The organism is Flavobacterium algoris (assembly GCF_048158525.1).
GTDB classification, from domain to species: Bacteria; Bacteroidota; Bacteroidia; order Flavobacteriales; family Flavobacteriaceae; genus Flavobacterium; species Flavobacterium algoris.
In genome coordinates this window covers 1-24,578 of record NZ_JBLNKT010000032.1, presented here as the reverse complement: position 1 = coordinate 24,578, position 24,578 = coordinate 1, and the positions used below count along the sequence as shown (strand labels likewise).

The following is a 24,578-nucleotide window of genomic DNA, read 5'->3' as shown; positions in this document are numbered from 1 at the left end:
GTGTTAATTATTTTGTTCATTGTTGAAAAATTGATCAAGAGAACTCATGTCCAGAATATTTACACTACGTGCTTTACTTCCTTCAAAAGGGCCTACAATTCCTGCAGCCTCGAGTTGATCAATTAATCGACCTGCTCTGTTGTAGCCTAATTTTAGTTTTCTTTGTAACAATGAAGCGGAACCTTGTTGTGCGTTTACAATAATTTCGGCGGCTTCTCTAAACAAAGTATCTCTGTCGGAAATATCCATATCAAGATTAATGCCACTTTCCTCTCCAACAAATTCTGGGAGTAGATAAGCCGTTGCATATGCTTTTTGAGAACCAATGAATTCAGTAATTTTTTCTACTTCCGGGGTGTCGATAAAGGCACATTGTACGCGAACAACGTCATTTCCGTTTGTGTAAAGCATATCTCCTCGTCCTATTAATTGATCAGCACCCTGAGTGTCAAGAATGGTTCGCGAATCAATTTTGGAGGTAACTCTAAAAGCTATTCTGGCAGGGAAATTGGCTTTTATCAAACCTGTAATTACATTTACAGATGGTCTTTGTGTGGCTATAATTAAGTGAATTCCAATGGCTCGCGCTAATTGTGCCAACCGAGCAATGGGAACTTCGACTTCTTTTCCTGCAGTCATAATCAAATCAGCAAACTCATCAACTACAAGAACGATATAAGGTAAAAATCGATGACCGTTTTCAGGATTCAGTTTTCGAGCCTTAAATTTATCGTTGTATTCTTTAATGTTGCGCACCATTGCATCTTTCAACAAAGAATAACGGTTGTCCATTTCTACACACAGCGAATTTAAGGTGTTGACTACTTTTGCATTATCAGTTATAATGGCATCATCCATGTCAGGAAGTTTTGCTAAATAATGTCTTTCAATTTTATTAAATAATGTAAGTTCCACTTTTTTAGGATCGACCAAAACAAATTTAACTTCTGCTGGATGTTTTTTGTACAAAAGCGACGTCAAAACGGCATTCAATCCTACCGATTTTCCTTGTCCGGTAGCACCAGCCATCAATAAGTGAGGCATTTTGGCTAAATCCACCACAAAAGTTTCATTCGAAATTGTTTTTCCAAGAGCGATTGGTAATTCCATCTCCGCTTCTTGAAATTTGGCTGAGCCAATGACACTTTTCATCGAAACCATCGTAGGATTCTTATTAGGAACCTCGATTCCTATCGTCCCTTTTCCTGGAATAGGAGCAATGATACGAATTCCTAATGCCGAAAGTGACAATGCAATATCATCCTCTAAACTTTTGATTTTAGAAATACGAATACCCGCTTCCGGTACTATTTCATACAAGGTGACTGATGGTCCAACAGTCGCTTTTATTTGTGCAATTTCAATTTTGTAATTGCGCAACGTATCAACAATCCTGTTTTTATTTTCTTCTAACTCTTCTTGGTTGATGGTGATTCCACCAGTAGAATATTCCTTTAATAAGTCTATTGTAGGAAATTTATAATTGGATAAATCCAAAGTTGGATCGAATAATCCAAAATCAGCCACTAATCGCGAGGCTAAATTTTCCTCGATAATATCTTCTTCCGGAGCAGTTTCTATAACGAAAGTGTCTGCAGGGTTCGAAATAATTTCGGGAGTTACTATTGGTGTAACTTCCATAGCAAGAGGTTTTGCAATTGGATCTCTATTGATATCCGATGAGTTGCTTATGGTTGGTTTTAATGCCTCTTTGTTAATTTCGAATTGAGAACCATTTGTCTTTAAATGTATTCCATCCAGTTCTTCTTCTTTTTCTTTGTCTACAACAGCAAATTCTTCTAAATTATACCCGCTACTTTTTCCTCCATTTAAAGGAATAGTGGCTAAATCAGCTTTGATTTCTTTTTTTGTATCGTTAAAAAAGGATTGAATTTTTTCAGGAGAAATTTTAATTTTGAAAATTACATAGATGATTAATCCAAACAACAAAATCAATAATGTTCCAGTTTTTCCAATGTAATCTTGTAAGAATAAATTCAGTTCATATCCTATTGTTCCTCCTAATTCAGGAATTGAAGTAGCAAAAAAACCAAATAAAACGGATAGAATAATAATAACGAATAAATCCCAAAACCAAATATTCTTTAGTTTTTTTAAGGATATGGAAAGAACCATATACATTCCCGTAAGAAAAAATAATCGAACGAATATAAAAGCGGCAAGTCCAAAACCTTTATAAACAATCAAGTCAGCTAAAAAAGCACCAAATTTCCCTAGCCAATTGTGAACAGTTTCAGTTCTATTAGTCAATTCATCAACGGCACTTTGGTCTTGTTGACCGTAAATGTAAAAGGAAATAAATGCGAATAATAAAGCAATTGAAAATAATACCAAAAGAGAACCAAGAACAATTTTATGTTGTTTGGTTACTCTCCACGGATTATTTTCTTCAGATTTAGAATCCTTTTTTTTATCTAAAGGTGCAGTTTTTGTTGTTTTTGCCATTCTTGATTGTAATTCTACCTTAGAATAATATAGGTATATATATGATTAAACCGATTGCTATTGCAGTTAAAGCAGCAAAAAATACAGCTCCTGCAGCAATATCTTTGATGAATCCAATTCTTTCATGATAATTGGGATGAATAAAATCGGCTATTTTTTCAACAGCAGTATTTAAACCTTCGATACTCATAACAAGACCAATAGCCATAGTTTGAAAAAGCCATTGTGTAGCAGTTATGCCAAAATAGAATCCAGCAATAGTCATTAGAATTCCTAATGAAAACTGTACCATTATACTGTGTTCTGTGGTGATTAATTTTAAAGCACCTTTAAAAGCATAAGTGACACTTTTTAATCTTCCGGTAAAGAAAGTATTATCTTTTTGAAATTCCATTCGTATGCTTTTAAAGTACCGCTAATGCAGCTTCATAATTAGGCTCGTCTGCAATTTCAGCAACTTGTTCCGTATGTGTAACTGTTCCATTTTCATCAACAACAATGATAGCTCTGGAATGTAAACCAGCTAAAGGACCGTCTACAATTTCTAAACCATTTGTTTTTCCAAAACTTCCTTCTTGAAAATCAGATAAATTAACAACATTTTCAAGTCCTTCAGCACCACAAAAACGTTTTTGGGCAAAAGGTAAATCTCTTGAGATACATAATACATTGGTATTTTCCAATTTACTTGCACTTTCGTTAAATTTTCTAACCGATGTAGCACATGTTCCTGTATCAATACTTGGAAAAATATTCAAAACTAATTTTTTTCCTGCAAAGTCACTTAGTGAAGCAATAGAAAGGTCGTTTTTAACTAATTTAAAATCAATAAGTTTAGAACCTACTTTTGGTAATTCTCCTGAAGTATGTATTGGATTTCCTCCTAATGTGATTGAAGCCATAATATTTGTTTTTTAATGAGGCTCAAAAGTATGAAAATTATTTAAGATTTAGTTAGGAAACTTCGGGATAAAGTTCAAGATTTTGGAGCATTAAGTAAACCCGTACAACCCAATGTATTTTTTATAAAAGGCATAAAAAAAACGCACTCGTTTCGGAGTGCGTTTTAGAAATATTGAATTAAAAATTCTTTTTTATTTGTCGATGGAACCCAAAACTCGTTTCATAAAACTGTTTAAAGCTTCTTTTTTATCAGTACCAGTTTTTACCAATTTATTAACTTCTAAAGCGCCATACATATTAGAAATCAATTCACCAATTACATCTAATTCTTCATCTTTCAATGATGTAATTTCAGTCATTGCTTCCAGAACTTCAATTGTTTCTATGATATAATCTTCATCATTTTCTTCTATAAACTGCGTTAAATGCTTAATTACCGGTAATTTCATATTTAGACTTCTTAGATTTTTAGACATTTTAGATTTTTAGACCTCTTAAATTCTTTTCAAATTTTAGATAAAAGATTCTAGGAATCTATTAAACTAAGAAGTCTAAAAATCTAAGCGAGTCTAGTGATCTAATTAAACGATTTCGTTCACTAATTCAATCAGTATTTCTTGTTTATTGGTTTGTGTTTCGTTTACTAATTTCCCATTTACAAAAGTGGCAAAAGTTGGTAAATTACTCACATTAGCTAATTTTCGGGATTCAGGAAAATTTTCAGCATCAACAAGAGCAAAAGTAATTGTTTCGTTTTCTGAAGCCAATTTTTTGAATTTTGGTTTCATGATACGACAATTTCCGCACCATGAAGCCGAATATTGAACTACAACTTTTTCGTCTTTTGCAATTAAATCCGCTAATGTATCTTCGTTTAATTCGATTAACATAATTTTAAAATTTAAAAAATCAATAGCAATATCAATAGTCAATATTTAGTATTGAAATTGATTATTGCCATTGAAATTGTTATTGAACTAGTTTAAACTCAGGTATTCTGCAGTACTTTTTCTGTCAGCGCTCATTGCTTCTTTTCCAGCTTCCCAGTTTGCAGGACAAACTTCCCCTTTTTCTTGAATATGTGTGTAAGCATCAACCATACGTAAATATTCATTTACATTACGACCTAATGGCATATCGTTTACACTTTCGTGGAAAATTTTTCCAGTTTCATCGATAAGATACGTTGCTCTGTACGTTACATTAGATCCTTCAATAATGATAGAATCTGTTTCTTCACTATAACCTGTTTCTTCAATATCAAGAATTCCTAAAATATTAGATAAGTTTCTGTTAGTATCAGCAAGAATTGGGTAGGTAACACCTTCAATTCCACCATTATTTTTTGGAGTATTTAACCATGCAAAGTGCACTTCGTTAGTATCGCAAGAAGCACCAATAACAATTGTATTTCTTTGTTCAAATTCAGGTAAAGCAGCTTGAAAAGCATGTAATTCAGTTGGGCAAACAAATGTAAAATCTTTTGGGTACCAAAACAAAAGTACTTTTTTGTTGTTATTTACTGCTTCTTCGAAAATGTTGATTTTTAAATTATCACCCATTTCAGAGATAGCATCTACTGCAATACTTGGAAATTTTTTACCTACTAATGACATTTTATTTACTTTTTTAGTTGTTTTTTTGATGGCGCAAAAGTAGTTATACTAAAAGTAAATAGGAATAGCAGTTGATTATAAAAATTTATTTCAAAATAGGGAATTCCTATGCTGTTATTTTCGAAAGATTTAAGTTATTAATTTTTGGAAGTTAACCTCCACAGGAAGAGTTCCTTTGCATTTTGTGTTTTCCAAAAGCTGTTTCGCTGCGGTTTCTTGAAATTCTGTAAAATCTTGATATATTTCAATGATTCCTAAAGCATGTTTTAAATTTGGGATAACTTGAAGTGCATACGGGTTTCCAAAAACATACAAAACACATTTTTTGTTTTGGAATAAAGTACCCAAAAACTGAAGTACTGCATCTTCCATGTCAAAATTATGTAGAGGTTTTGCCTTTGGAACAAACAAAGAAATAATAAGGGTATCAAAACGGGTTAAAGCTTTTTCTAGTTCCTTTAATGTCAAATCCCCTCCCGTTTCATAAGAAAATTCAGGTGATGGTAAAGCAGCGTTTAAGCTTTTAAAAAATGTATTGTTTGTATTTTTATAAAAGCTAAGTTTGGCAAGATCTTCTCTGTTTTTAGCATCAAAAACAGTTATAGTATTGTTGTCATCTTTTATTTTTGTAATGCAGTTTTGAGCAATTTTTTGGTTTAAAATGGAAGTGGTTTCAAAATCAAAATGACTTTCCGTAAGGTTTGGCAAAGGAAGTTTTCCGTCTACAATTCCAGCTTTTTGTTTGCATTTCCACAACCGGTTAAAACTTGCTTCAATTCGTTCAGGTGTTGCATTTTTTAGGATTTCCTGAATTCCTTCCGGTACATTTTCGGCAAAACACAAAACATCATTTCCGGCATTAAAAGCTTCCCATTCCAGTTGTCCTTTTTTCTCGTATAATTTGAAGACGCTATGCATATTCAACGCATCCGAAATCACCAAACCGTCATAACCCAATTGCTTTCGCAAAAGCGTTTCAATTACTGATTTTGATAACGTTGCCGAAGTATCTTTTCCATCGTTTAAAGAAGGAACGGCCAAATGACCAATCATGATAGAATCGACATTGCTTTCTATTCCTTTTATAAAAGGAACTAATTCGTTTTCTAATAATTGCTCCAATGTTTCTTCTAGAACTGGTAATCCTAAATGCGAATCGACATTGGTATTTCCGTGTCCCGGAAAATGTTTCAGACAACCTAAAATGCCAACATCATTCATTCCTTTTAAATATTCGAGGGCAAAATCAGCTACTTTTTCTTTATTCTCACCAAAAGAACGGTAGCCAATTACAGGATTATTCGGGTTATTATTGATATCCGCTAATGGTGCTAAATTATAATGAATTCCAACTGATTTTAAGTCTAAACCTATTTGTTTCCCGACTTCGTAAACCAATTTTTTTTCGCTTTTTGGTAAAGCGCCCAGCGTAATGGCATAAGGATATTGAGGCGTTTTTTCGACGCGCATGGCCAAACCCCATTCGGCATCAATACTCATCAATAATGGAATCGTTGCACAATTTTGATACCTAACAATAAGTTCCTTCAAACGTTGAAAACTGTCCTCATTTAAAACTACTTTTTTCTTAGTTTCATAATTGGTTGCGGCACTGGCTCTACTGTGAAAAAAAGTCAATCCACCTATATTGTATTCTCTAATTAATCGTTCGGTTGCCAGTATGTTTTCTTCGGTATCATTTATGAAAACAGCTGGAAAGAAAAATTGCCCTATTTTTTGTTGTAATGTCATTTTGAAATAGTGATAAGAGTCATTTTTAACCATATAAGGCATATAAGTTTATTGTAGTGATTTTACTAATTAGTTAAAATTAATTACTCTAAATAGTTGTGGACTTACTTAAATGAACTTACATTTCTTATATGTTTGATGAAAGATATGTTTTTATTTTTTCTCTAATTTTTTTCCAAAATCGGAAGGAAAAATTAAAAATCGGGAAAGGATTAATCCCGGTATTGTGGCTAAAAATACCCAAATAAAGAAATTTCCATAGCCCAAATATTCCTGAATGAATCCGCTCAACATTCCCGGCAGCATCATTCCCAAAGCCATAAATCCGGTTGCGATGGAGTAGTGGGAAGTTTTTGATTCACCATCGGCAACATAAATTAAATACATCATGAAGGCAGCGAAACCAAAACCATATCCAAATTGTTCCGCAATTACAGTCGCATAAACATAGAAAATGGATTCTGGATGAAAGTGGGAAAGTAAAATGAATCCTATTATAGGCAAGTGCATGGCTAAAAACATGGGTAACATCCATTTACCAAGCCCTCCTTTGGAAATGGCAATTCCGCCAAGAATTCCTCCAATTACCAGTGCTGCAACTCCAAATGTACCATAAATAATACCTACATCTTCAGTGGCTAATCCCATGCCGCCTTTGATTTTTTCATCTATTAAAAAGGGTGTTAGCATTTTTAATAATTGGGATTCTCCTAATCTGAAAAGCAATATAAAGGCTAATACAATTCCGATTTGTTTCTTTTGAAAAAAGGTTTTAAAAACAACCCCGAAACTCTGTTTGTTCTCAGTTTCAACAGTAACTTTAGTTTCTTCTACTTTTGGAGTGGTGAAATAGTTATAGAGGGTTAGAAAAGCCATAATTAAGGCCACAATTATCATCGTGTAGGACCAAGCTTTGCTTTTGTCTCCGTATTTCTGTTCCAGAAAACCACCTAGAATAACGATTAATCCATTGGCGGTAAGCATGGAGAGTCGGTAAAAAGTACTTCGAATTCCTAGAAAAAAAGATTGTTGTTCTTTGGCTAAAGCCAACATATAAAAGCCATCGCTCGCCACATCATTTGAAGCTGATGCAAATGCCGCCACCCAAAAAATTGCGAGACTCAGAACAAAAAAATTACTCATTGGTATGGTTAACCCTACAATCAAAAATGCAATTGCAATAACCAATTGCATTGCCAAAAACCACTTTTTTTTGGTTGCATATAAATCTATAAAAGGGCTCCATAATGGTTTAATAACCCAAGGCAAGTACAACAAACTAGTGTAAACTCCGATATCTTCATTATTAATACCCAAACTTTTGTACATAATCACCGATACAGAGATTATAATTGCATACGGAAATCCCGATGCGAAATTTAATAATGGAATCCAAAACCAAGGGCTGTTGTCTTTTCTCATTTATAGCGAATTATATTCAATTCAAATTTTACAGCGTAAAGTTTACTAAAGTTGGCTCACTTTCATTACCATAAAAATCAATGAATGTAATGGCGCAGGAATTATTTTTATCTAGTTTACAAGTGGGGATAATTACTTCAACAGCATTACTTTTTTCTTGAAACGGTATTTTTTCAATGATTTGACTTGGATCATTAATATCAATTTTAGTAGTTGCATTTGATCCATATACCATAACATAGCGAATTTTGCTATTCAAAGGAGATTTCACATTGAAGCTGGAAGAAACCGCATTTTTTACGATAGCATTGACTGTTGGTACATCAACTACTTTTCTAATGGAATTAGGAACAACATTAGGAAGCGCAGGGTATTTGTATTGATTTTCTGACAGTAGTTGCGTTACGTTTTGATTTCTGTTTAAAAATGATTTGGCACTGAAAAATGCATTTCCTTGGATGTTTTTATAACTACGGGTAATATCAATTTGATTTGGAATTTCATTTGGATTATTCCATCTTTTATCAGAATCGGTATTTATTTTATAAGTTCCGTTTCCAATGTAGATTGCCGTATTAGTGGAGTTTTCAGACCACCAACGCAATAATTTTGAATACGAAGCTTTAGGATGATCCATGCTCCAGTACAATTGAGGAACGAGGTAATCAATCCATTTGTTTTGCATCCACGCTATTGGATCGGCAAATAAATCATCATAATTTGTTTGACCTGCTTCCGTTTCTGAGCCTTTTGGATCCACTGATTTATTTCTCCAAACTCCAAACGGGCTGATGCCAAATTGTACCCAAGGTTTTATATTTTTAATAGAAATGGAAACATTTTTGACAAAATTATTCACATTGGAACGTCTCCAATCTTCTAAACTTAGGTTGTTACCATATTTTACAAAAGCTGCAGTGTCATTAAAATACTCTCCTTTTACTTTGTATGGATAGAAATAATCATCAAAATGAATGGCATCAATGTCATAGTTTTTAACCACTTCATCTACAACTTTCAGCAGATGGTCTTGTACTTCTGGCAACGCCGGATTGTAATAATATTTTCCACCATATTTAATCATCCAATCGGGATGTTGGTAAAAATCATGTTTTGGACTTAAGATTGCCGTGTTTAAGTCCATTGTAGCACGATATGGGTTTAGCCAAGCGTGAAATTCAAAACCTCTGGCATGAGTTTCAGTAATCATCCATGCCAATGTGTCGAAATAAGGTTTTGGTGCTTGCCCTTCTTTTCCTGTCAAAAATCGAGACCAAGGCGCTAATTCCGTAGGATAAAAGGCATCACCAACACTTCGAATCTGAACAATAACGGCATTATAATTTAGTTTTTTATAGGTGTTTAAAATTTCAATAAAATCAGCTTTCTGTTTGTTAACATTGTCGGTGCTACTTTTTGGCCAGTCAATATTAACAACCGTGGCTATCCAAACCGCTCTAAATTCATTTTTAGGATTTGTAGCTATCATTTGTGCGTTCCCATTCCAAAAAGAAAGTAGGAAGAACGAAATAAGTACTAGGACAAGCTTGCAATTTTTCATTAGGGTCTTATTTTATATAGTATTCAAAAATAGTTTTTTTAGTGAAATTTACCAGATAAAATAGGTATAAAATTTGACTTATTTTACTAACGCAATTTCTTTGCCAAAGTATTTCTAAATGGAACTTTATGTCAAAAGAGAACTTTTTTTGATTTTTTCTTTTTTGATTTTTTAATTTATAATAGGCTATATATTTATATTTGTCAAATAATGCTGTATTGTCAGTTTTTATAAAATATAATGTACCAGCCATGTCAACCCCACTTCAATTAGAGCAATTATCTCAATCATTAGAAGGAATACTTTTATATGACGATCTTCATAAAACACTTTATGCTACTGATGCTTCAGCGTATAGAATTATGCCTCTTGCTGTGGCAATTCCAAAAACGGAAGAAGATATTATCAAAATTGTTCGCTTTGCAGCAAAAAATAAAATTTCAATAACACCTAGAACAGCCGGAACTTCATTGGCAGGACAGACAGTTGGTAATGGAATTATTGTTGATGTTTCGAAACATTTTACCAAGATTGTTGCTTTTGATCCGATAAAAAAAACGGTAACGGTACAACCAGGAGTGATTCGGGATGAACTGAATTTGTTCTTGAAACCACACGGATTATTTTTTGGACCTAATACTTCTACCTCAAATCGATGTATGATAGGGGGAATGGTGGGTAATAATTCATCTGGAACAACATCAATACGGTATGGTGTAACCCGTGACAAAATAGTGGAATTAAAAACGGTTTTAAGTGATGGAAGTTCCACTGTGTTTAAAGAAATGACCTCGGAAGAATTCATTGAAAAAACTAAAGGGGATTCACTTGAGAATACTATATACAAAACAATTTATGAGGAACTTTCGAATACAGAAAACCAGAAAGAAATTGTAAAGGAGTTTCCAAAACCTGAAATTCACAGGCGAAATACGGGTTATGCGATAGATTTATTACTAAAATCGGAACTGTTTTCAGGAACAGAAAAAACAATAAACTTAGGTAAATTACTTTGCGGAAGCGAGGGAACTTTAGCATTTACCACCGAAATAACGTTGAAAGTGGATGATTTACCGCCAACAAATAATGTTATGGTGGTGGCGCATTTTCATACCATTCAAGAAAGTTTAGAAGCTGTAGTCACAGCGATGAAACATCATTTGTACACTTGCGAAATGATGGATGACACCATATTAGATTGTACTAAAACAAACAGAGAACAAGCCAAGAATAGATTTTTCATACAAGGGGAACCAAAGGCAGTTATTATGCTTGAAGTGGCGTCACATGATAGTATGGAAGATGCCGAATCTCAAGCCAATGCTTTGATAGCAGATCTTGAAAGCAATAATTTTGGTTATGCCTTGCCTAAAATTTACGGCTCAGACATCGATAAAATAAATGAGTTGCGAAAAGCAGGTCTCGGACTTTTAGGAAGTATTGTTGGCGATAATAAAGCGGCTGATTCTATAGAGGATACCGCGGTTGAATTGAGTGATTTGCCCAATTATATTGCCGAGTTCTCCGTTATGATGAAACGTCACGGTCAGAGTGCGATTTACTATGCACATGCTGGAGCCGGAGAAATTCACTTGCGACCTGTTTTAAATTTAAAGACAAAAGAAGGATTGCACCAATTTAGAAACATCGCAACCGAAGTAGCTATTTTGGTAAAAAAATATAGAGGATCATTGAGCGGGGAACATGGAGATGGAATAGTTCGTGGCGAGTTTTTGCCTTTTATGATTGGTGATAAGAATTATGAATTATTAAAACGAGTAAAAAAAGCGTTTGACCCGAACACGATTTTAAACGTAGGGAAAATTGTAAATGCTTCCAAAATGGACGAAAACCTTCGGGTAGAAGCTGGCAGAGTAGAACCGGATATCAAAACGATTCAGGATTTTTCGGATAGTATGGGGATTTTGCGTGCTGCTGAGAAATGCAATGGCTCGGGCGATTGTAGAAAATTACCTTCGGCTGGCGGTACTCTATGTCCAAGTTATCGCGCCACACGAAATGAAAAAGACACCACTCGTGCCAGAGCCAATGCATTGAGGGAATATTTAACGCATTCTGAAAAAGACAATAAATTCAATCACGAAGAATTATATAAAGTATTTGAATTGTGTGTAAGTTGTAAAGCTTGTGCCAGCGAATGTCCAAGTAATGTAGATGTAGCCGCTTTAAAATCGGAGTTTTTGTACCAATACCAAAAAGCAAACGGATTTTCTTTGCGAAATAAAATATTTGCGTTCAATTCTAAACTAAATAATTTAGGAAGTATCACTCCTTCGATTACCAATTTCATCGTTAATTTGCCTTTTGTAAAAAAGAGCATGGGAATTGCGCCAAAAAGGGAAGTTCCTTTATTGGCTCCAACTTCTTTTAGAAAATGGTACAAAAAAAACAAATCAAAAGTACCTAGTAGTTCTTTTGCAAACGGAAAAGTATACCTGTTTTGTGATGAGTTTACTAATTTTTACGATGTTTCGGTTGGAATTGATGCGTATGAATTATTGACAAAAATAGGATATGAAGTCATTGTAGTGGATCATGAGGAAAGTGGAAGAGCTTTTATATCCAAAGGTTTTCTGGAAGAAGCAAAAGCAATTACTAATAAAAACGTTGCTGTTTTTTCGACAATTATTACTGCTGATTGTCCTTTAATAGGAATTGAACCATCGGCGATATTGACTTTTAGGGACGAATACATCCGTTTGGCTGATGACAAAGCGAATGCCGAAAAACTATCCAAAAATGTATTTACAATCGAAGAGTTTTTCAAAAATGAGATTACAAAAGGAAAAATTCATTCCGGGCAATTTTCTGATGTGGAGAAAACAATAAAGATTCACGGACATTGTCATCAAAAGTCATTGAGTTCTATTGAAGCGACTTTTGCTATGTTGAATTTACCAAAAAACAGTTCGGTTACAATTTATAATTCGGGATGTTGTGGTATGGCGGGTTCTTTTGGATACGAAAAAGAGCATTATGAGATCAGTATGCAAATGGGAGAAGATACTTTATTTCCAAAAATTAGAGCGACTGATGCCACTATAACTATTGCTGCTGCAGGAACAAGTTGTCGTCATCAGATTTTTGATGGAACCAATAGAAAAGCGCTGCATCCAATAACTGTTTTAAAGTCATATTTAAAATAGATTAGTACTTGTTTTGGAACATTAAATGTTTAATATTTGTAAAAAAATGAATTTAGTTTAAAAGTTTTGTTTTATATCTGTTATTTCGTAAAAATTATAGCTATTAAATATTGATTTGATATTTTTTAATGGTTAAAAAAATGAAATATGGAATTTGAAGTTAAAAACAAAATAGTTTCCTTAAAATTTCTAATATTGAAATTGTTTTATATATTTGATTTTTTATAAAATTTACGTTATTTTCGGATTAAACCGTAAAATTTACGACAGATTAATTTTTAATGATAAAATTTACAATATGGCATTAAATGGTTTATTCAGAAAGAAGACAGTACAAGACATTTTAAAACAGGTTGAAAAAAATAATGCGGATGGTCATAATGCACTTGGGAAGCATTTAACGGCTCGTGATTTAACGGCCTTTGGAATTGCAGCAATCGTAGGAGCCGGTATTTTTAGTACCATAGGAAAAGCAAGTGCTGATGGAGGTCCTGCAGTTATCTTTCTTTTCTTGTTTACTGCCATAGCCTGTAGTTTTGCGGCCTTTGCTTATGCTGAATTTGCTTCGATGGTACCTGTTTCAGGAAGTGCTTATACCTATTCTTATGTCGCTTTTGGGGAAATAATCGCTTGGATTATTGGTTGGGCATTAATAATGGAATATGCAGTAGGGAATATAACCGTTGCAATATCGTGGAGTGATTATTTTACCGGATTGCTCGATAGTATGGGGATTCATCTTCCACAATATGCCCAAATGGATTATTTATCGGCTTCCAATGGTTTTAAAGATGCAACTGCTTTGATGCAAAGTGGGAAAACATTTGAAAATTTAAGTTTAGCAACACAAGCGGCATATACAGCATGGACTACTTCACCGGTTATTGGTTCCTTTCACCTTGTGGCTGATTTACCAGCTTTATTAATCATTGTTTTGATTACAGCTTTGGTTTATCGTGGTATGAAAGAGTCTCGTAATGCCAGTAATATAATGGTTGTTGTCAAATTATGTATCGTACTTTTAGTAATTGCGGTAGGGATTTTTTATGTAGATGTTGATAATTGGCATCCGTTTGCGCCTAATGGAGTTTCAGGGGTTTTAAAAGGAGTTTCGGCCGTATTCTTTGCTTACATCGGGTTTGATGCAATTTCTACAACTGCTGAAGAATGTAAAGATCCACAACGTGATTTACCAAAAGGAATGATGTGGGCCATTATTATTTGTACCCTTTTATATATAGCAATTGCATTGGTATTAACTGGAATGGTAAGCTACAACGAATTGAATGTAGGTGATCCATTAGCATTTGTATTTGATAAACTGCATTTAAAATGGATGTCGGGAATTATAGCAGTAAGTGCTGTAATTGCCATGGCGAGTGTTTTATTGGTATTTCAAATGGGACAACCTCGCATCTGGATGAGTATGAGTCGGGATGGATTATTACCAAAACGTTTCTCTATAGTGCATCCTAAATATAAAACACCTTCTTATGCTACAATTGTTACCGGTTTTGTAGTGGCAATACCTGCTTTATTTTTGAATTTAACCATGGTTACGGATTTGTGTAGTATTGGGACATTGTTTGCTTTTGTATTGGTTTGTGCAGGAGTTTTGGCTTTGCAAAACAGAACCGATATTCCTCGTGGAAAATTCAAAACACCTTACGTGAATTCAAAATTCATTATGCCAGTTTTAATGATTATGGGATTGGTTTTTGCTTTTGGTTATAATAAAAAGAATACAATGGATTTCATTACTAATGAAACTCAAATCAATAGTTCAGCAGCTATAATTACATCATTAGATAAAGCAGAAACTCAAAAAGTATATGATTATTTAGTTAGCGTTGATGCAAAAAATGCTACAACAGGTACTCCGGATTTAGAATTTTTATTAAGTCAGTACCAACAAGACGATGCTAAATATGCTAGTGTAATTGCTAGTTTACCAGTATCTGATTCAATTAAATATGAAAGTGGTTTTGGTTTATTCAAACATAAAATTCCAATGTGGATTTTTCTGATTGTTTTGGTTGGATTATCAGTATGGTCATTTAAAGAAAACTTATCGTTGATTCCATTGTTAGGTTTAATCTGTTGCTTGTATATGATGGCAGAGCTAAGTGTTTGGAACTGGATTTACTTTACTATTTGGTTGTTAATAGGTTTGACGATTTATTTTAGCTTCAGTCGTAACAACAGTAAGTTGAACTTGAAAGAAGTATAAAATTTGAAGATTTATATAGGAAAACGTCTTGTGTAATCAAGACGTTTTTTTTGGTTTAAACAAAAAAAATCCGTTCGAAATATGGTTTCAAACGGATTCAACAAACTACAAAAACTAAAAAAAAACTATTCCATCAAAACGGATTCTGATGTTAGTACATTCAATTCCATCATGCATTTTTTCATCATCTGGTAGGTTCTTTCTATATCATTATCTAAACCTATAGAAAACCGAATTAAACCATCAGTCAATCCCATTTCTATTTGTTCTTCCATAGGAATTTCGCTTGAAGTTGATGTTCCCGGCGCACTAAATAAGGTTTTGTAAAATCCTAAACTCACTGCAAGATACCCTAGGTTTTTTGCCTGCATCAATTCCATTAGTTCATTGGCTTTCGCCAAAGTTCCAACATCCAATGTCATCATTCCACCAAAACCATATTCCGGATTAATCATTGTTGTATACAATTCATTACTCGGGTGACTTTTCAATCCTGGATAAACTGTTTTTAGTCCGTCTTTTTCAAAACGATCCGCGAGATACATCGCATTATGACTGTGTTGTTTCATTCGAATATGTAGTGTACGCAAGTTTTTCATCACACTTGCCGAACGTAAACTATCCATCGTTGGGCCCAATAACATGCTGGCACCACTATTCACATTTTTTAAACTATCAATAAATTCTTGAGAAGCACACGTTACACCACCCACAGTATCACTGCTTCCGTTGATGTATTTCGTTAAACTGTGAATCACAATATCGGCACCTAATTTTGCAGGAGAAACGGATAATGGCGAAAAAGTATTATCGACAACCAATTTCAAATTGTGTTTTTTTGCAATTTTTGCCAAACCAGCAATATCCGCCACTTCCAGTAAAGGATTGCTCACCGTCTCACAGTACAAAACTTTGGTTTCGGGAGTAATTGCAGCTTCCACAACGTCTAATTTCGTGATGTCAACAAAAGTGGTTTTGATACCTAATCTAGGCGTGAAATTCTTCAAGAAAGCATACGTTCCACCATAAATAGTTCTGCTTGAAACGATATGATCTCCCGAGCCGCACAATTGCAATAGCGTAGGCGTAATCGCTCCCATTCCAGATGCTGAAACATTGGCTGTTTCCGTTCCTTCCATGGCTGCCAATGCTTTGTCTAAATACAAATTGCTCGGTGAGGAATGACGGGAATACAAATAACAACCTTCCATATTGCCTTCAAAAGTATCGAACATCGTTTTTGCCGATAAAAAAGTATAGGTTGAGGAATCGGAAATCGATGGATTCACACCACCAAATTCACCAAAGTACTGTAAATCCTGAATGTTGTCTGCGGGATTGAAATTTTTCATATTTATATTTAATCGTTTATTTAGGAGCTATTTCCAGCTATTCGTTTCAATCTTTTCTTTTTTAAAGAAAAAAAGAAAAGGATTTTCACTGCTATCTGGGCTAGAAATCTCGGATGCATCAAGAAATCTATTTCAAAATAAAATCATTGTAGATTAATAATCAATCATATCGTTAAATATTGGATTTTAAAACTATAAAATATAAATAATGTAATTTAATTTTCTAAATTAGCTTCTTAAATAAGAGTTTTATAGATTATTTATCCATTCCAATTTTTCAATAAAATGATATTAGATTCAATAGATAAAAAGCTGCTTTTTTTATTACAATCCGACAGCAAGAAAACCACCAAAGAACTTTCCTTAAAACTGAATCTTTCGGTAACTGCGGTTTACGAACGCATTAAAAAACTGGAAAGGGAAGGAATTATCGATAAATACGTTGTGTTAGTCAATCGTTCGAAAGTTGAGAAAGGTTTTGTTGTTTTTTGTCACCTAAAATTGATTCAGCATACTAAAGAGTTTATCGCTAAATTCGAAAGTGAAGTGGTGAAGCTAAAAGAAGTGATGGAATGCCATCATGTGAGTGGTGATTACGATTATATCCTAAAAATAGTTGTAAAAGACATGGAAGCTTATCGAGAATTTTTGGTTACAAAACTCACCACATTGCAACATATAGGAAGTACGCACAGTACCTTTATGATTAGTGAAGTAAAAAGTACGACCGTTGTCGATATTTAGTATATATGCCAATTTAAGTAGGTATTTAACGATATGTAAATGCTAATTGCTAAAAATTCATAACAAAAAACCTTGGAAATTAAACTTTAAACAAAACTTAATTCCTTAATTTTGTGCAACATTTTATAAAAACACAATAAAAAAATATACTATGAGTTCATTTGACGTAGTCATTATAGGTTCTGGACCAGGCGGATATGTATCAGCAATTCGTTGTGCGCAGTTAGGTTTCAAAACAGCAATTATCGAAAAATATTCCACTCTAGGAGGAACTTGCCTGAATGTAGGTTGTATTCCTTCAAAAGCATTACTTGCTTCTTCTCATCATTACAGTGAAATTGCTCATTTTGCAGATCACGGAATTGAAGTTTCCGGAGAAGTAAAAGTGAACCTTGAAAAAATGATTGCACGCAAGCAAGCCGTTGTAGATCAGACTTCGGGTGGTGTGAAATTTTTAATGGACAAAAATAAAATTACAGTTCTGGAAGGATTGGGTTCATTTGTTGATGCTACACATGTTGCTGTTGCAAAATCGGATGGAACTTCTGAAACTATCGAAGCTAAAAACATCATTATCGCTACAGGTTCAAAACCATCTTCTTTACCATTTATCAAAATTGATAAAGAAAGAATCATCACTTCTACCGAAGCTTTGAAACTTAAAGAAGTACCAAAACATTTGGTAATTATTGGTGGTGGAGTAATTGGGATTGAATTAGGTCAAGTGTATTTACGATTGGGAGCGCAAGTTTCTGTTGTAGAATATTTGGACCGAATTATTCCAGGAATGGATGCTTCATTGTCTAAAGAATTAACTAAAATATTAAAAAAACAAGGTATGAAATTCTACGTTTCACACAAAGTGAAATCAGTAGAAAGAAATGGAGAGAGCGTTGTTGTTCAAGCTGAAAATGCAAAAGGAGAAACAATTACGCTGGAAGGAGATTATTCATTAGTTTCTGTGGGACGTCGTCCTTATACAGATGGATTGAATGCTGATAAAGCGGGTGTGAAAATTTCTGAGAGAGGAATGGTAGAAGTAAACGATCATTTACAAACTTCAGTTCCTAATATCTATGCCATTGGTGATGTTGTTCGTGGAGCGATGTTGGCGCACAAAGCAGAAGAAGAAGGAGCTATGGTTGCTGAGATTCTGGCAGGACAAAAACCACATATTGATTACAACTTGATTCCGGGAGTTGTTTACACTTGGCCAGAAGTGGCTGCTGTAGGACAAACTGAGGAACAATTGAAAGCAGCTGGTGTTGATTTCAAATCTGGAAGTTTTCCTTTCAAAGCTTTAGGTCGTGCTCGTGCAGGTGGAGATTTAGACGGATTTGTAAAAATTCTTGCTGACGCAAAAACGGATGAAGTTCTTGGAGTTCACATGATTGGTGCTCGTTGTGCTGATTTAATTGCTGAAGCCGTTACAGCAATGGAATTTAAAGCATCTGCTGAAGATATTTCAAGAATGTCTCATGCACACCCAACATTTGCAGAAGCAATAAAAGAAGCTGCATTAGCCGCTACAGATAATAGAGCTTTACATGTGTAATTAAAAACACCTCTTTTATAAAACAAGAAACCCGCCTAATAGCGGGTTTTTTGTTTTATAAGTTTTAAAATTATTTAGCCACAAATACACTTTTATAATTTTCCCAATGACTAAAGATTAAAAAGATATTTCCAAAAAACACAAATAACGCAATTGGTAAATTTTCTGGTGTTAAGAAAAAATTGATCAATAGTATGTTTAAAGTAACAGGTAAAATGATAAGATTAGCCAAGGTCACATAGCGTCCGGTGATAAATGATAATCCACAAAGAAATTCCAAAGATTTTGCCAAAGGGATCAAATAAGTAGAAGCCATTAAACCAACATTAAATGCCTTGAAGTTTCCAGTCGTTTCAGCCTCAGGAGATAGATGTAAAAAAAAACTAATTGAGGTATAAAGGAAAAGGAGTCCAAGTAAAGATCGAATAATGATGATTGCAATTTTCATGATATATGGTTTTATTGGTTACATATTTAAAATATACTATTGTGGAATAGCACTTTCGTTTCTATACAAGATTTCCCATTGGTGTTCCTCTAAATCAGCATATTCCTTTACATTTAGCCATGATCTTGTCATTTCTATAAAATGGGCCACCAGTATCAATTGCATTTTTAATCATTTCATCTACTTTTTCGTTGCTATCAATATTACTGGCAATCAGTTATATTAGATTCTCATTTGTAAATGGGGGGGCAATTTAAAACCAATTTTTAGTTTTTTGACAGCCATTATTTACAAATATTTTCGAAGCTATATAGATTTGTTTTCATTTTATTATATAAAGATAATTAATTTTCAAAAATAAAACGATTGATTTTTAACACTTTTTGTTTTATTTACGCAAATATTTCTTATAAACAATAAAGCTAATAGATCCAATTAACAGAATTGCCCAAAGATTGAAGATAAAAACAATTATTTCTTTAAGCATATACCAACCATTTTTCAGTGCCTAACGAAATTGATTTTAATTTGTGGTTACTGTTTCTTGGATGGAATTTTTTTATTGTAATTTTGAATCCTAAAATAAATCGTTTTTGAGAGTTTCAATTTATAAGCAAATTTCCGATCCAACAGCCTTCAAACAGCAACTTTTACTTTGGTCACAACAATTTCGGGAAGTCATTTTCATGGATAGTAATGAGTATCCACAGGGATATTCCAGTTATGATTGCTTGCTGGCAGTAGATGCTTTTACGGCTATAAAAACAGATTATCACAATGCTTTTGAAGATTTAAAACAATACCAGCAAATTACCAAGGACTGGCTTTTTGGTTATTTATCGTATGATTTAAAAAATGATGTGGAGCACTTGCAATCCAATAATTTTGATGGGTTGGGTTTTCCGGATTTGTTTTTCTTTCAACCTAAGAAATTATTTTTATTGAAAGGAAATGAACTCGAAATTCAATACCTCAATATGTGTGACGATGAGGTCGACGGAGACTTTGAGGAAATAAGTATTCAGTGTCCAGTATTCAGTGTTCAGGATTCACAAATAATGATTCAGCAGCGAATTTCAAAAGCCAATTATATCGAAAAGGCATCCAAAATATTAAAACACATTCACCACGGTGATCTTTATGAAGCTAATTTTTGCATGGAATTTTTTGCAGAAAATGCAACTATTGATCCCATTGAAAAGTTTGTAAAGCTGAACGAAATTTCTCTGCCGCCATTTGCCGTTTTTTTTAAGAATAACAAGCATTTTTTACTTTCAGCTTCTCCGGAACGCTATTTGAAAAAAGAAGGAGAATTGATTATTTCACAACCAATTAAAGGAACTGCGAAACGATTTTTGGATTCTGTAGCAGATGAAAAATCAAGAATGCAATTGGCTTTAGACCCAAAAGAGCGTTCCGAAAATATTATGATCACAGATTTAGTTCGTAATGATTTGTCACTTACCGCACAAAAAGGTTCTGTAGCGGTAACGGAATTGTGTGAAATTTATTCTTTTTTGCAAGTGCACCAAATGATTTCTACGGTAACTTCAAAATTAGATTATCAATATACTGCCGTTGATGCACTAAGAACCACATTCCCGATGGGAAGTATGACTGGAGCGCCAAAAATTTCGGCAATGAAAATTATCGAAAATCTGGAAGAAACAAAACGGGGTTTGTATAGTGGGGCAGTAGGGTATTTTACACCAAGTGGTGATTTTGATTTCAATGTCGTAATCCGAAGCATTTTGTACAATGAGGAGAAAAAATATGTTTCTTTTTCAGTGGGAAGTGCCATCACATCACAGTCGGTTCCAGAGAAGGAGTATGAGGAATGTTTGCTTAAAGCCAAAGCTATGCGAGAAGTTTTAAGCTAAATCAAAATGAATTAATTACTTTTGAATATGCTACAGAAATTCCAAAACCATCTTCTTCACAATTTTCAATTTTTGAATGGAAAAAAACTGCTTCTTGCCACAAGCGGCGGTATTGACAGTATGGTTATGGTGCATTTATTTCAGCAATTAGAATATAAAATTGGAATCGCACATTGCAATTTTCAACTTCGCGGAATGGAAAGTTTCGGTGATCAGGATTTTGTTCAGGAATATGCTCTCGCAAATGAGATTCAGGTATTTATTACACAATTTGATACCAAAGCTTTTGCGGAGGATTATAAGCTTTCTATCCAAGTTGCCGCTCGCGAGTTGCGTTACAACTGGTTTTATGAAGTATTGGAAACCGAAAAATTCGATTATATTCTCACCGCACATCATGCTGATGACAATATAGAAACCTTTCTCATTAATCTTACGCGAGGGACAGGATTAGAAGGTTTAACCGGAATTCCGGAACAAAATGAAAATGTGATTCGGCCATTTTTATTATTTTCCAGAGAGGAAATTGAAGCTTATGCTAAAGTAAATACGATTCAGTGGCGAGAAGACAGCAGTAATACATCGGATAAATACCTTCGAAATAAAATTCGCCATCATTTAGTCCCGATGTTAAAAGAATTGAATCCAAATTTCCTTTCTTCTTTTCATAAAACCGAAACGTATTTGCAAGAAGCACAAGCTATGGTTGAAGATGCATCGATTATCGTCTATCAACAAGTGGCAAAGCAGGAGGAGGAAAACATTCATTTTGATTTGAATCAATTGAAGAAATTACCCAATTATAAATCGTATTTATACCAGTGGCTGAACGAATTTGAATTTTCGGCTTGGGATGATATTTATGATTTGGTCGAAAGTCAATCAGGAAAGCAGGTTTTTTCTCCTGAGTTTCGATTGTTGAAAGACAGAGATTTTTTAATCCTAAGTCCGATAAATTTCGTAGATGAAAAGGAGGAATATTTAATTGAAGAAAATCAGGAAGAAGTTAAGATTCCCTTAAATCTTTCGTTTTATAAAGTAGCCGACATAAGTATCGTTTCAAATAAAACTATCTTTGTTGACGCCAATAGATTACAATTTCCTTTGGTTTTACGCCATTGGAATGAAGGAGATGTTTTTCAACCTTTTGGGATGGACGGCAAATCCAAGAAAGTGAGTAAATTATTCAAAGATGAAAAATTATCATTGCTTAATAAAGAAAATACTTGGCTTTTATGCTCCAAAAATGAAATTGTTTGGATTGTTGGGATTCGTCAGGATAACCGTTTTAGAATAGAAAACAACACACAAAATATACTTAAAATAGAATTAGAATAATGAGGAAATTACTATTTATACTTTTAGCTTTTTTGGCTTTCGCCAAAGGAAATGCCCAAATTCTTGATCCTGCAAAATGGACTACAAAAATTGAAAAAAAATCAGAGAATACTTATTTGTTAACTTTTAATGCAGTTATTGAAAAAGACTGGCATTTATATTCTCAATTTACACCAGATGGCGGGCCACTGCCTTTGGAAATTATCTTTAAAGATCAAAAAGGAAATTTTACGGTAGTTGGTAAAGCTAAAGAAAGTAAAACAACAACAGCTTTCAACGATGTTTTTGGGGTGAACGAAACTTTTTTTCATGATAAAGCTCAAATTCAACAGGAAATCAAGATAACAAACCCAAAGATCACTAAAATTGAAACCGACTTGAATTACCAAGTTTGTAAAGAAGTTTGCATCAATTTAGAGAAAAAATTCACTTTTGCTATTCCAATAAATTCAAAAATTGCAAAGGAAGTTGCCCTTAAAACGGATACTACAAAAGTTGATGCAATAGTTTCAAAACCGGCAGTAAAAGAAACCGTTATTCCTGTCAAATCAAAAGTTGAAGCTGCAAAACCGGCTACTCAAATAGGATTATGGTCTATTTTCTTTATCGCTTTTTTATCAGGATTTGCCGCATTGCTTACTCCTTGTGTTTTCCCGATGATTCCTATGACCGTGAGCTTTTTTACCAAACAAAGTAAAACAAAAGCAAAAGGGATTAGAAATGCTATCATTTATGGGATTTCCATTATATTTATTTATGTGGTACTAGGGTTTTTAGTGACCTGGATTTTTGGTGCCGATGCGCTAAATGCGTTGTCTACAAATGTCTGGTTTAATATACTATTCTTTGTTTTATTGATTGTTTTTGCGGCTTCATTTCTTGGTGCATTCGAGATCATGTTGCCTAATTCTTGGGCTAATAAAGTAGACAATCAGGCCGATAGAGGCGGGATAATAGGAATATTATTTATGGCATTGGCTCTGGCAATAGTATCTTTTTCTTGTACGGGACCTATTGTGGGGACACTTCTGGTTGATGCTGCTTCCAAAGGAGGTATTGCGCCAATTATTGGGATGTTTGGCTTTTCATTGGCTTTAGCCTTACCCTTTATGTTGTTCGCCATGTTTCCTGGTTGGTTGCATTCTTTGCCAAAATCAGGTGGGTGGCTCAATACAGTCAAAGTAGTTTTAGGTTTTCTAGAATTGGCTTTGGCTTTCAAATTTTTATCAAATGCTGATTTGGTTTTGCAATTGCATTTATTGGAAAGAGAAGTGTTTTTGGCGATTTGGATTGCTGTTTTTGGAGCATTAGCATTATATTTATTTGGAAAAATTACGTTGCCACACGATAGCCCTATGACGCATATTTCAGTAGGAAGGCTGTTAATGGGATTGCTGGTTTTGACGTTTACCATTTATTTAATTCCAGGACTTTGGGGAGCACCATTAAAATTAATTAATGCTTTTCCACCACCAATGGAATACAGTGAAAGTCCAATGGGATTTGGAGGTTCAGGAGTTAAAACAGCTACTGCCATTTTACCTGAAGGTGCCAAAAGTGGACCACACGGACTAGTTGTTTTTGATGATTATGAAAAAGGTCTGGCTTACGCCAAAACAGTACATAAACCTATTATGCTTGATTTCACCGGCTATGCCTGTGTGAATTGCAGGAAAATGGAAAATAATGTCTGGTCTGAGATGCGTGTTTTTTCTATTTTGAATAATGAGGTTGTTTTAATTTCTCTATATGTTGATGACAAACGCGAATTACCTAAAAAAGAACACTATATTTCTAAAACCACTGGAGCGGAAATTGAAACGACAGGTGATAAATGGACTGATTTTATGATTTCGAAATACAAAACTAACACACAGCCTTTGTATGTTTTAACAGATTTGGAAGGGAATAGTTTAAACGAGGCTAAACCAACTATAAGTTATGTTGGAGTAGATGAATATGAAAGTTGGTTAAAAACTGGAATTTCCAATTTTAAAAAATAAGAATTTTTACTATTTTAAAATAATTAAAGAGGTTGTCTGAAAAGATAGCCTCTACTTGTTTTAAGGAATACCTGATTTAGCAGAAATTTATTAAAAATTGAAAATATTGCCTTAATAATTGTTCTAAAAGTTTGTTTATTG

19 protein-coding genes are annotated in these 24,578 nt (G+C 33.9%); 7 read left to right on the top strand and 12 right to left on the bottom strand.

Annotation, left to right across the window (positions count from 1 at the left end; genetic code table 11):
• Positions 1-3 precede the first annotated feature (3 nt).
• The 9 genes from ACM55I_RS13975 to ACM55I_RS13935 form a co-directional block, all read right to left on the bottom strand.
• The gene (locus ACM55I_RS13975; RefSeq protein ID WP_416847473.1) at positions 4-2,466 is read right to left on the bottom strand and encodes a DNA translocase FtsK; all 2,463 of its coding nucleotides are present in this window, start codon (positions 2,464-2,466) and stop codon (positions 4-6) included.
• Between the two features lie 19 nt (positions 2,467-2,485).
• Complete coding sequence (locus ACM55I_RS13970) at positions 2,486-2,860, bottom strand: diacylglycerol kinase family protein (protein WP_416847472.1); 375 nt, start codon at positions 2,858-2,860, stop codon at positions 2,486-2,488.
• A 10-nt stretch (positions 2,861-2,870) separates the two neighbouring features.
• Complete coding sequence (gene tpx / locus ACM55I_RS13965) at positions 2,871-3,368, bottom strand: thiol peroxidase (protein WP_039107820.1); 498 nt, start codon at positions 3,366-3,368, stop codon at positions 2,871-2,873.
• Positions 3,369-3,560: 192 nt separating this feature from the next.
• Positions 3,561-3,818 carry a DUF6952 family protein gene (locus tag ACM55I_RS13960; protein ID WP_039107819.1) on the bottom strand — a complete coding sequence of 86 codons (258 nt, stop codon included), beginning with the start codon at positions 3,816-3,818 and terminating at the stop codon, positions 3,561-3,563.
• A gap of 132 nt (positions 3,819-3,950) precedes the next feature.
• Positions 3,951-4,259, bottom strand: coding sequence for a thioredoxin family protein (locus ACM55I_RS13955; RefSeq protein ID WP_416847471.1), 309 nt, complete (start codon positions 4,257-4,259; stop codon positions 3,951-3,953).
• Positions 4,260-4,346: 87 nt separating this feature from the next.
• Entirely contained in the window at positions 4,347-4,985 is a 639-nt protein-coding gene (locus tag ACM55I_RS13950) for a peroxiredoxin (protein ID WP_416847470.1), read from the bottom strand.
• Between the two features lie 129 nt (positions 4,986-5,114).
• Positions 5,115-6,737, bottom strand: a complete 1,623-nt coding sequence (locus ACM55I_RS13945; RefSeq protein WP_416847469.1) for a glycoside hydrolase family 3 protein — start codon at positions 6,735-6,737, stop codon at positions 5,115-5,117.
• Positions 6,738-6,890: 153 nt separating this feature from the next.
• Positions 6,891-8,159, bottom strand: coding sequence for an MFS transporter (locus ACM55I_RS13940; RefSeq protein ID WP_416847468.1), 1,269 nt, complete (start codon positions 8,157-8,159; stop codon positions 6,891-6,893).
• Between the two features lie 28 nt (positions 8,160-8,187).
• Positions 8,188-9,720: a glycoside hydrolase family 10-like protein gene (locus ACM55I_RS13935; RefSeq protein WP_416847467.1), complete on the bottom strand. Its 1,533-nt coding sequence runs from the start codon at positions 9,718-9,720 to the stop codon at positions 8,188-8,190.
• 251 nt (positions 9,721-9,971) lie between these two features.
• Here ACM55I_RS13935 and ACM55I_RS13930 point away from each other — a divergent pair, with 251 nt between their 5' ends.
• Both ACM55I_RS13930 and ACM55I_RS13925 read left to right on the top strand, forming a co-directional pair.
• Positions 9,972-12,887 carry an FAD-binding and (Fe-S)-binding domain-containing protein gene (locus ACM55I_RS13930; protein ID WP_416847466.1) on the top strand — a complete coding sequence of 972 codons (2,916 nt, stop codon included), beginning with the start codon at positions 9,972-9,974 and terminating at the stop codon, positions 12,885-12,887.
• A gap of 298 nt (positions 12,888-13,185) precedes the next feature.
• Entirely contained in the window at positions 13,186-15,117 is a 1,932-nt protein-coding gene (locus ACM55I_RS13925) for an amino acid permease (protein ID WP_416847465.1), read from the top strand.
• A gap of 125 nt (positions 15,118-15,242) precedes the next feature.
• On the opposite strand, the gene ACM55I_RS13920 is transcribed toward ACM55I_RS13925, so the two are convergent.
• Positions 15,243-16,469, bottom strand: a complete 1,227-nt coding sequence (locus ACM55I_RS13920) for an aminotransferase class I/II-fold pyridoxal phosphate-dependent enzyme (protein ID WP_416847464.1) — start codon at positions 16,467-16,469, stop codon at positions 15,243-15,245.
• 285 nt (positions 16,470-16,754) lie between these two features.
• Here ACM55I_RS13920 and ACM55I_RS13915 point away from each other — a divergent pair, with 285 nt between their 5' ends.
• Positions 16,755-17,213 carry an Lrp/AsnC family transcriptional regulator gene (locus ACM55I_RS13915; RefSeq protein ID WP_416847463.1) on the top strand — a complete coding sequence of 153 codons (459 nt, stop codon included), beginning with the start codon at positions 16,755-16,757 and terminating at the stop codon, positions 17,211-17,213.
• 151 nt (positions 17,214-17,364) lie between these two features.
• Complete coding sequence (gene lpdA, locus ACM55I_RS13910; RefSeq protein ID WP_416847462.1) at positions 17,365-18,768, top strand: dihydrolipoyl dehydrogenase; 1,404 nt, start codon at positions 17,365-17,367, stop codon at positions 18,766-18,768.
• Between the two features lie 70 nt (positions 18,769-18,838).
• Here the strand turns inward: lpdA and ACM55I_RS13905 are convergent, their stop codons facing one another.
• Positions 18,839-19,216 (bottom strand): DoxX family membrane protein, encoded by a 378-nt coding sequence (locus ACM55I_RS13905; RefSeq protein WP_416847461.1) that lies wholly within the window; start codon positions 19,214-19,216, stop codon positions 18,839-18,841.
• A gap of 36 nt (positions 19,217-19,252) precedes the next feature.
• Positions 19,253-19,381 carry a hypothetical protein gene (locus ACM55I_RS13900; protein WP_416847460.1) on the bottom strand — a complete coding sequence of 43 codons (129 nt, stop codon included), beginning with the start codon at positions 19,379-19,381 and terminating at the stop codon, positions 19,253-19,255.
• Positions 19,382-19,809: 428 nt separating this feature from the next.
• On the opposite strand from ACM55I_RS13900, the gene ACM55I_RS13895 reads away from it, so the two are divergent.
• From ACM55I_RS13895 to ACM55I_RS13885, 3 genes are read left to right on the top strand one after another with little or no spacing between them, the layout of a single operon-like run.
• On the top strand, positions 19,810-21,096 hold the full coding sequence (locus tag ACM55I_RS13895) for an anthranilate synthase component I family protein (RefSeq protein ID WP_416847459.1): 1,287 nt from the start codon (positions 19,810-19,812) through the stop codon (positions 21,094-21,096).
• A 27-nt stretch (positions 21,097-21,123) separates the two neighbouring features.
• The gene (gene tilS / locus ACM55I_RS13890) at positions 21,124-22,434 is read left to right on the top strand and encodes a tRNA lysidine(34) synthetase TilS (RefSeq protein WP_416847458.1); all 1,311 of its coding nucleotides are present in this window, start codon (positions 21,124-21,126) and stop codon (positions 22,432-22,434) included.
• Positions 22,434-24,437, top strand: a complete 2,004-nt coding sequence (locus tag ACM55I_RS13885) for a protein-disulfide reductase DsbD family protein (RefSeq protein WP_416847457.1) — start codon at positions 22,434-22,436, stop codon at positions 24,435-24,437. The genes tilS and ACM55I_RS13885 overlap by 1 nt, the downstream gene beginning before the upstream one ends.
• The last annotated feature ends 141 nt before the right edge of the window (positions 24,438-24,578 follow it).

Coding starts and splice junctions, on each gene's coding strand:
- ACM55I_RS13975 (WP_416847473.1), bottom strand. CDS start 2,466: ATGGCAAAAACAACAAAAACTGCACCTTTAGATAAAAAAAAGGATTCT.
- ACM55I_RS13970 (WP_416847472.1), bottom strand. CDS start 2,860: ATGGAATTTCAAAAAGATAATACTTTCTTTACCGGAAGATTAAAAAGT.
- tpx (WP_039107820.1), bottom strand. CDS start 3,368: ATGGCTTCAATCACATTAGGAGGAAATCCAATACATACTTCAGGAGAA.
- ACM55I_RS13960 (WP_039107819.1), bottom strand. CDS start 3,818: ATGAAATTACCGGTAATTAAGCATTTAACGCAGTTTATAGAAGAAAAT.
- ACM55I_RS13955 (WP_416847471.1), bottom strand. CDS start 4,259: ATGTTAATCGAATTAAACGAAGATACATTAGCGGATTTAATTGCAAAA.
- ACM55I_RS13950 (WP_416847470.1), bottom strand. CDS start 4,985: ATGTCATTAGTAGGTAAAAAATTTCCAAGTATTGCAGTAGATGCTATC.
- ACM55I_RS13945 (WP_416847469.1), bottom strand. CDS start 6,737: ATGACATTACAACAAAAAATAGGGCAATTTTTCTTTCCAGCTGTTTTC.
- ACM55I_RS13940 (WP_416847468.1), bottom strand. CDS start 8,159: ATGAGAAAAGACAACAGCCCTTGGTTTTGGATTCCATTATTAAATTTC.
- ACM55I_RS13935 (WP_416847467.1), bottom strand. CDS start 9,720: ATGAAAAATTGCAAGCTTGTCCTAGTACTTATTTCGTTCTTCCTACTT.
- ACM55I_RS13930 (WP_416847466.1), top strand. CDS start 9,972: ATGTCAACCCCACTTCAATTAGAGCAATTATCTCAATCATTAGAAGGA.
- ACM55I_RS13925 (WP_416847465.1), top strand. CDS start 13,186: ATGGCATTAAATGGTTTATTCAGAAAGAAGACAGTACAAGACATTTTA.
- ACM55I_RS13920 (WP_416847464.1), bottom strand. CDS start 16,469: ATGAAAAATTTCAATCCCGCAGACAACATTCAGGATTTACAGTACTTT.
- ACM55I_RS13915 (WP_416847463.1), top strand. CDS start 16,755: ATGATATTAGATTCAATAGATAAAAAGCTGCTTTTTTTATTACAATCC.
- lpdA (WP_416847462.1), top strand. CDS start 17,365: ATGAGTTCATTTGACGTAGTCATTATAGGTTCTGGACCAGGCGGATAT.
- ACM55I_RS13905 (WP_416847461.1), bottom strand. CDS start 19,216: ATGAAAATTGCAATCATCATTATTCGATCTTTACTTGGACTCCTTTTC.
- ACM55I_RS13900 (WP_416847460.1), bottom strand. CDS start 19,381: ATGCAATTGATACTGGTGGCCCATTTTATAGAAATGACAAGATCATGG.
- tilS (WP_416847458.1), top strand. CDS start 21,124: ATGCTACAGAAATTCCAAAACCATCTTCTTCACAATTTTCAATTTTTG.
- ACM55I_RS13885 (WP_416847457.1), top strand. CDS start 22,434: ATGAGGAAATTACTATTTATACTTTTAGCTTTTTTGGCTTTCGCCAAA.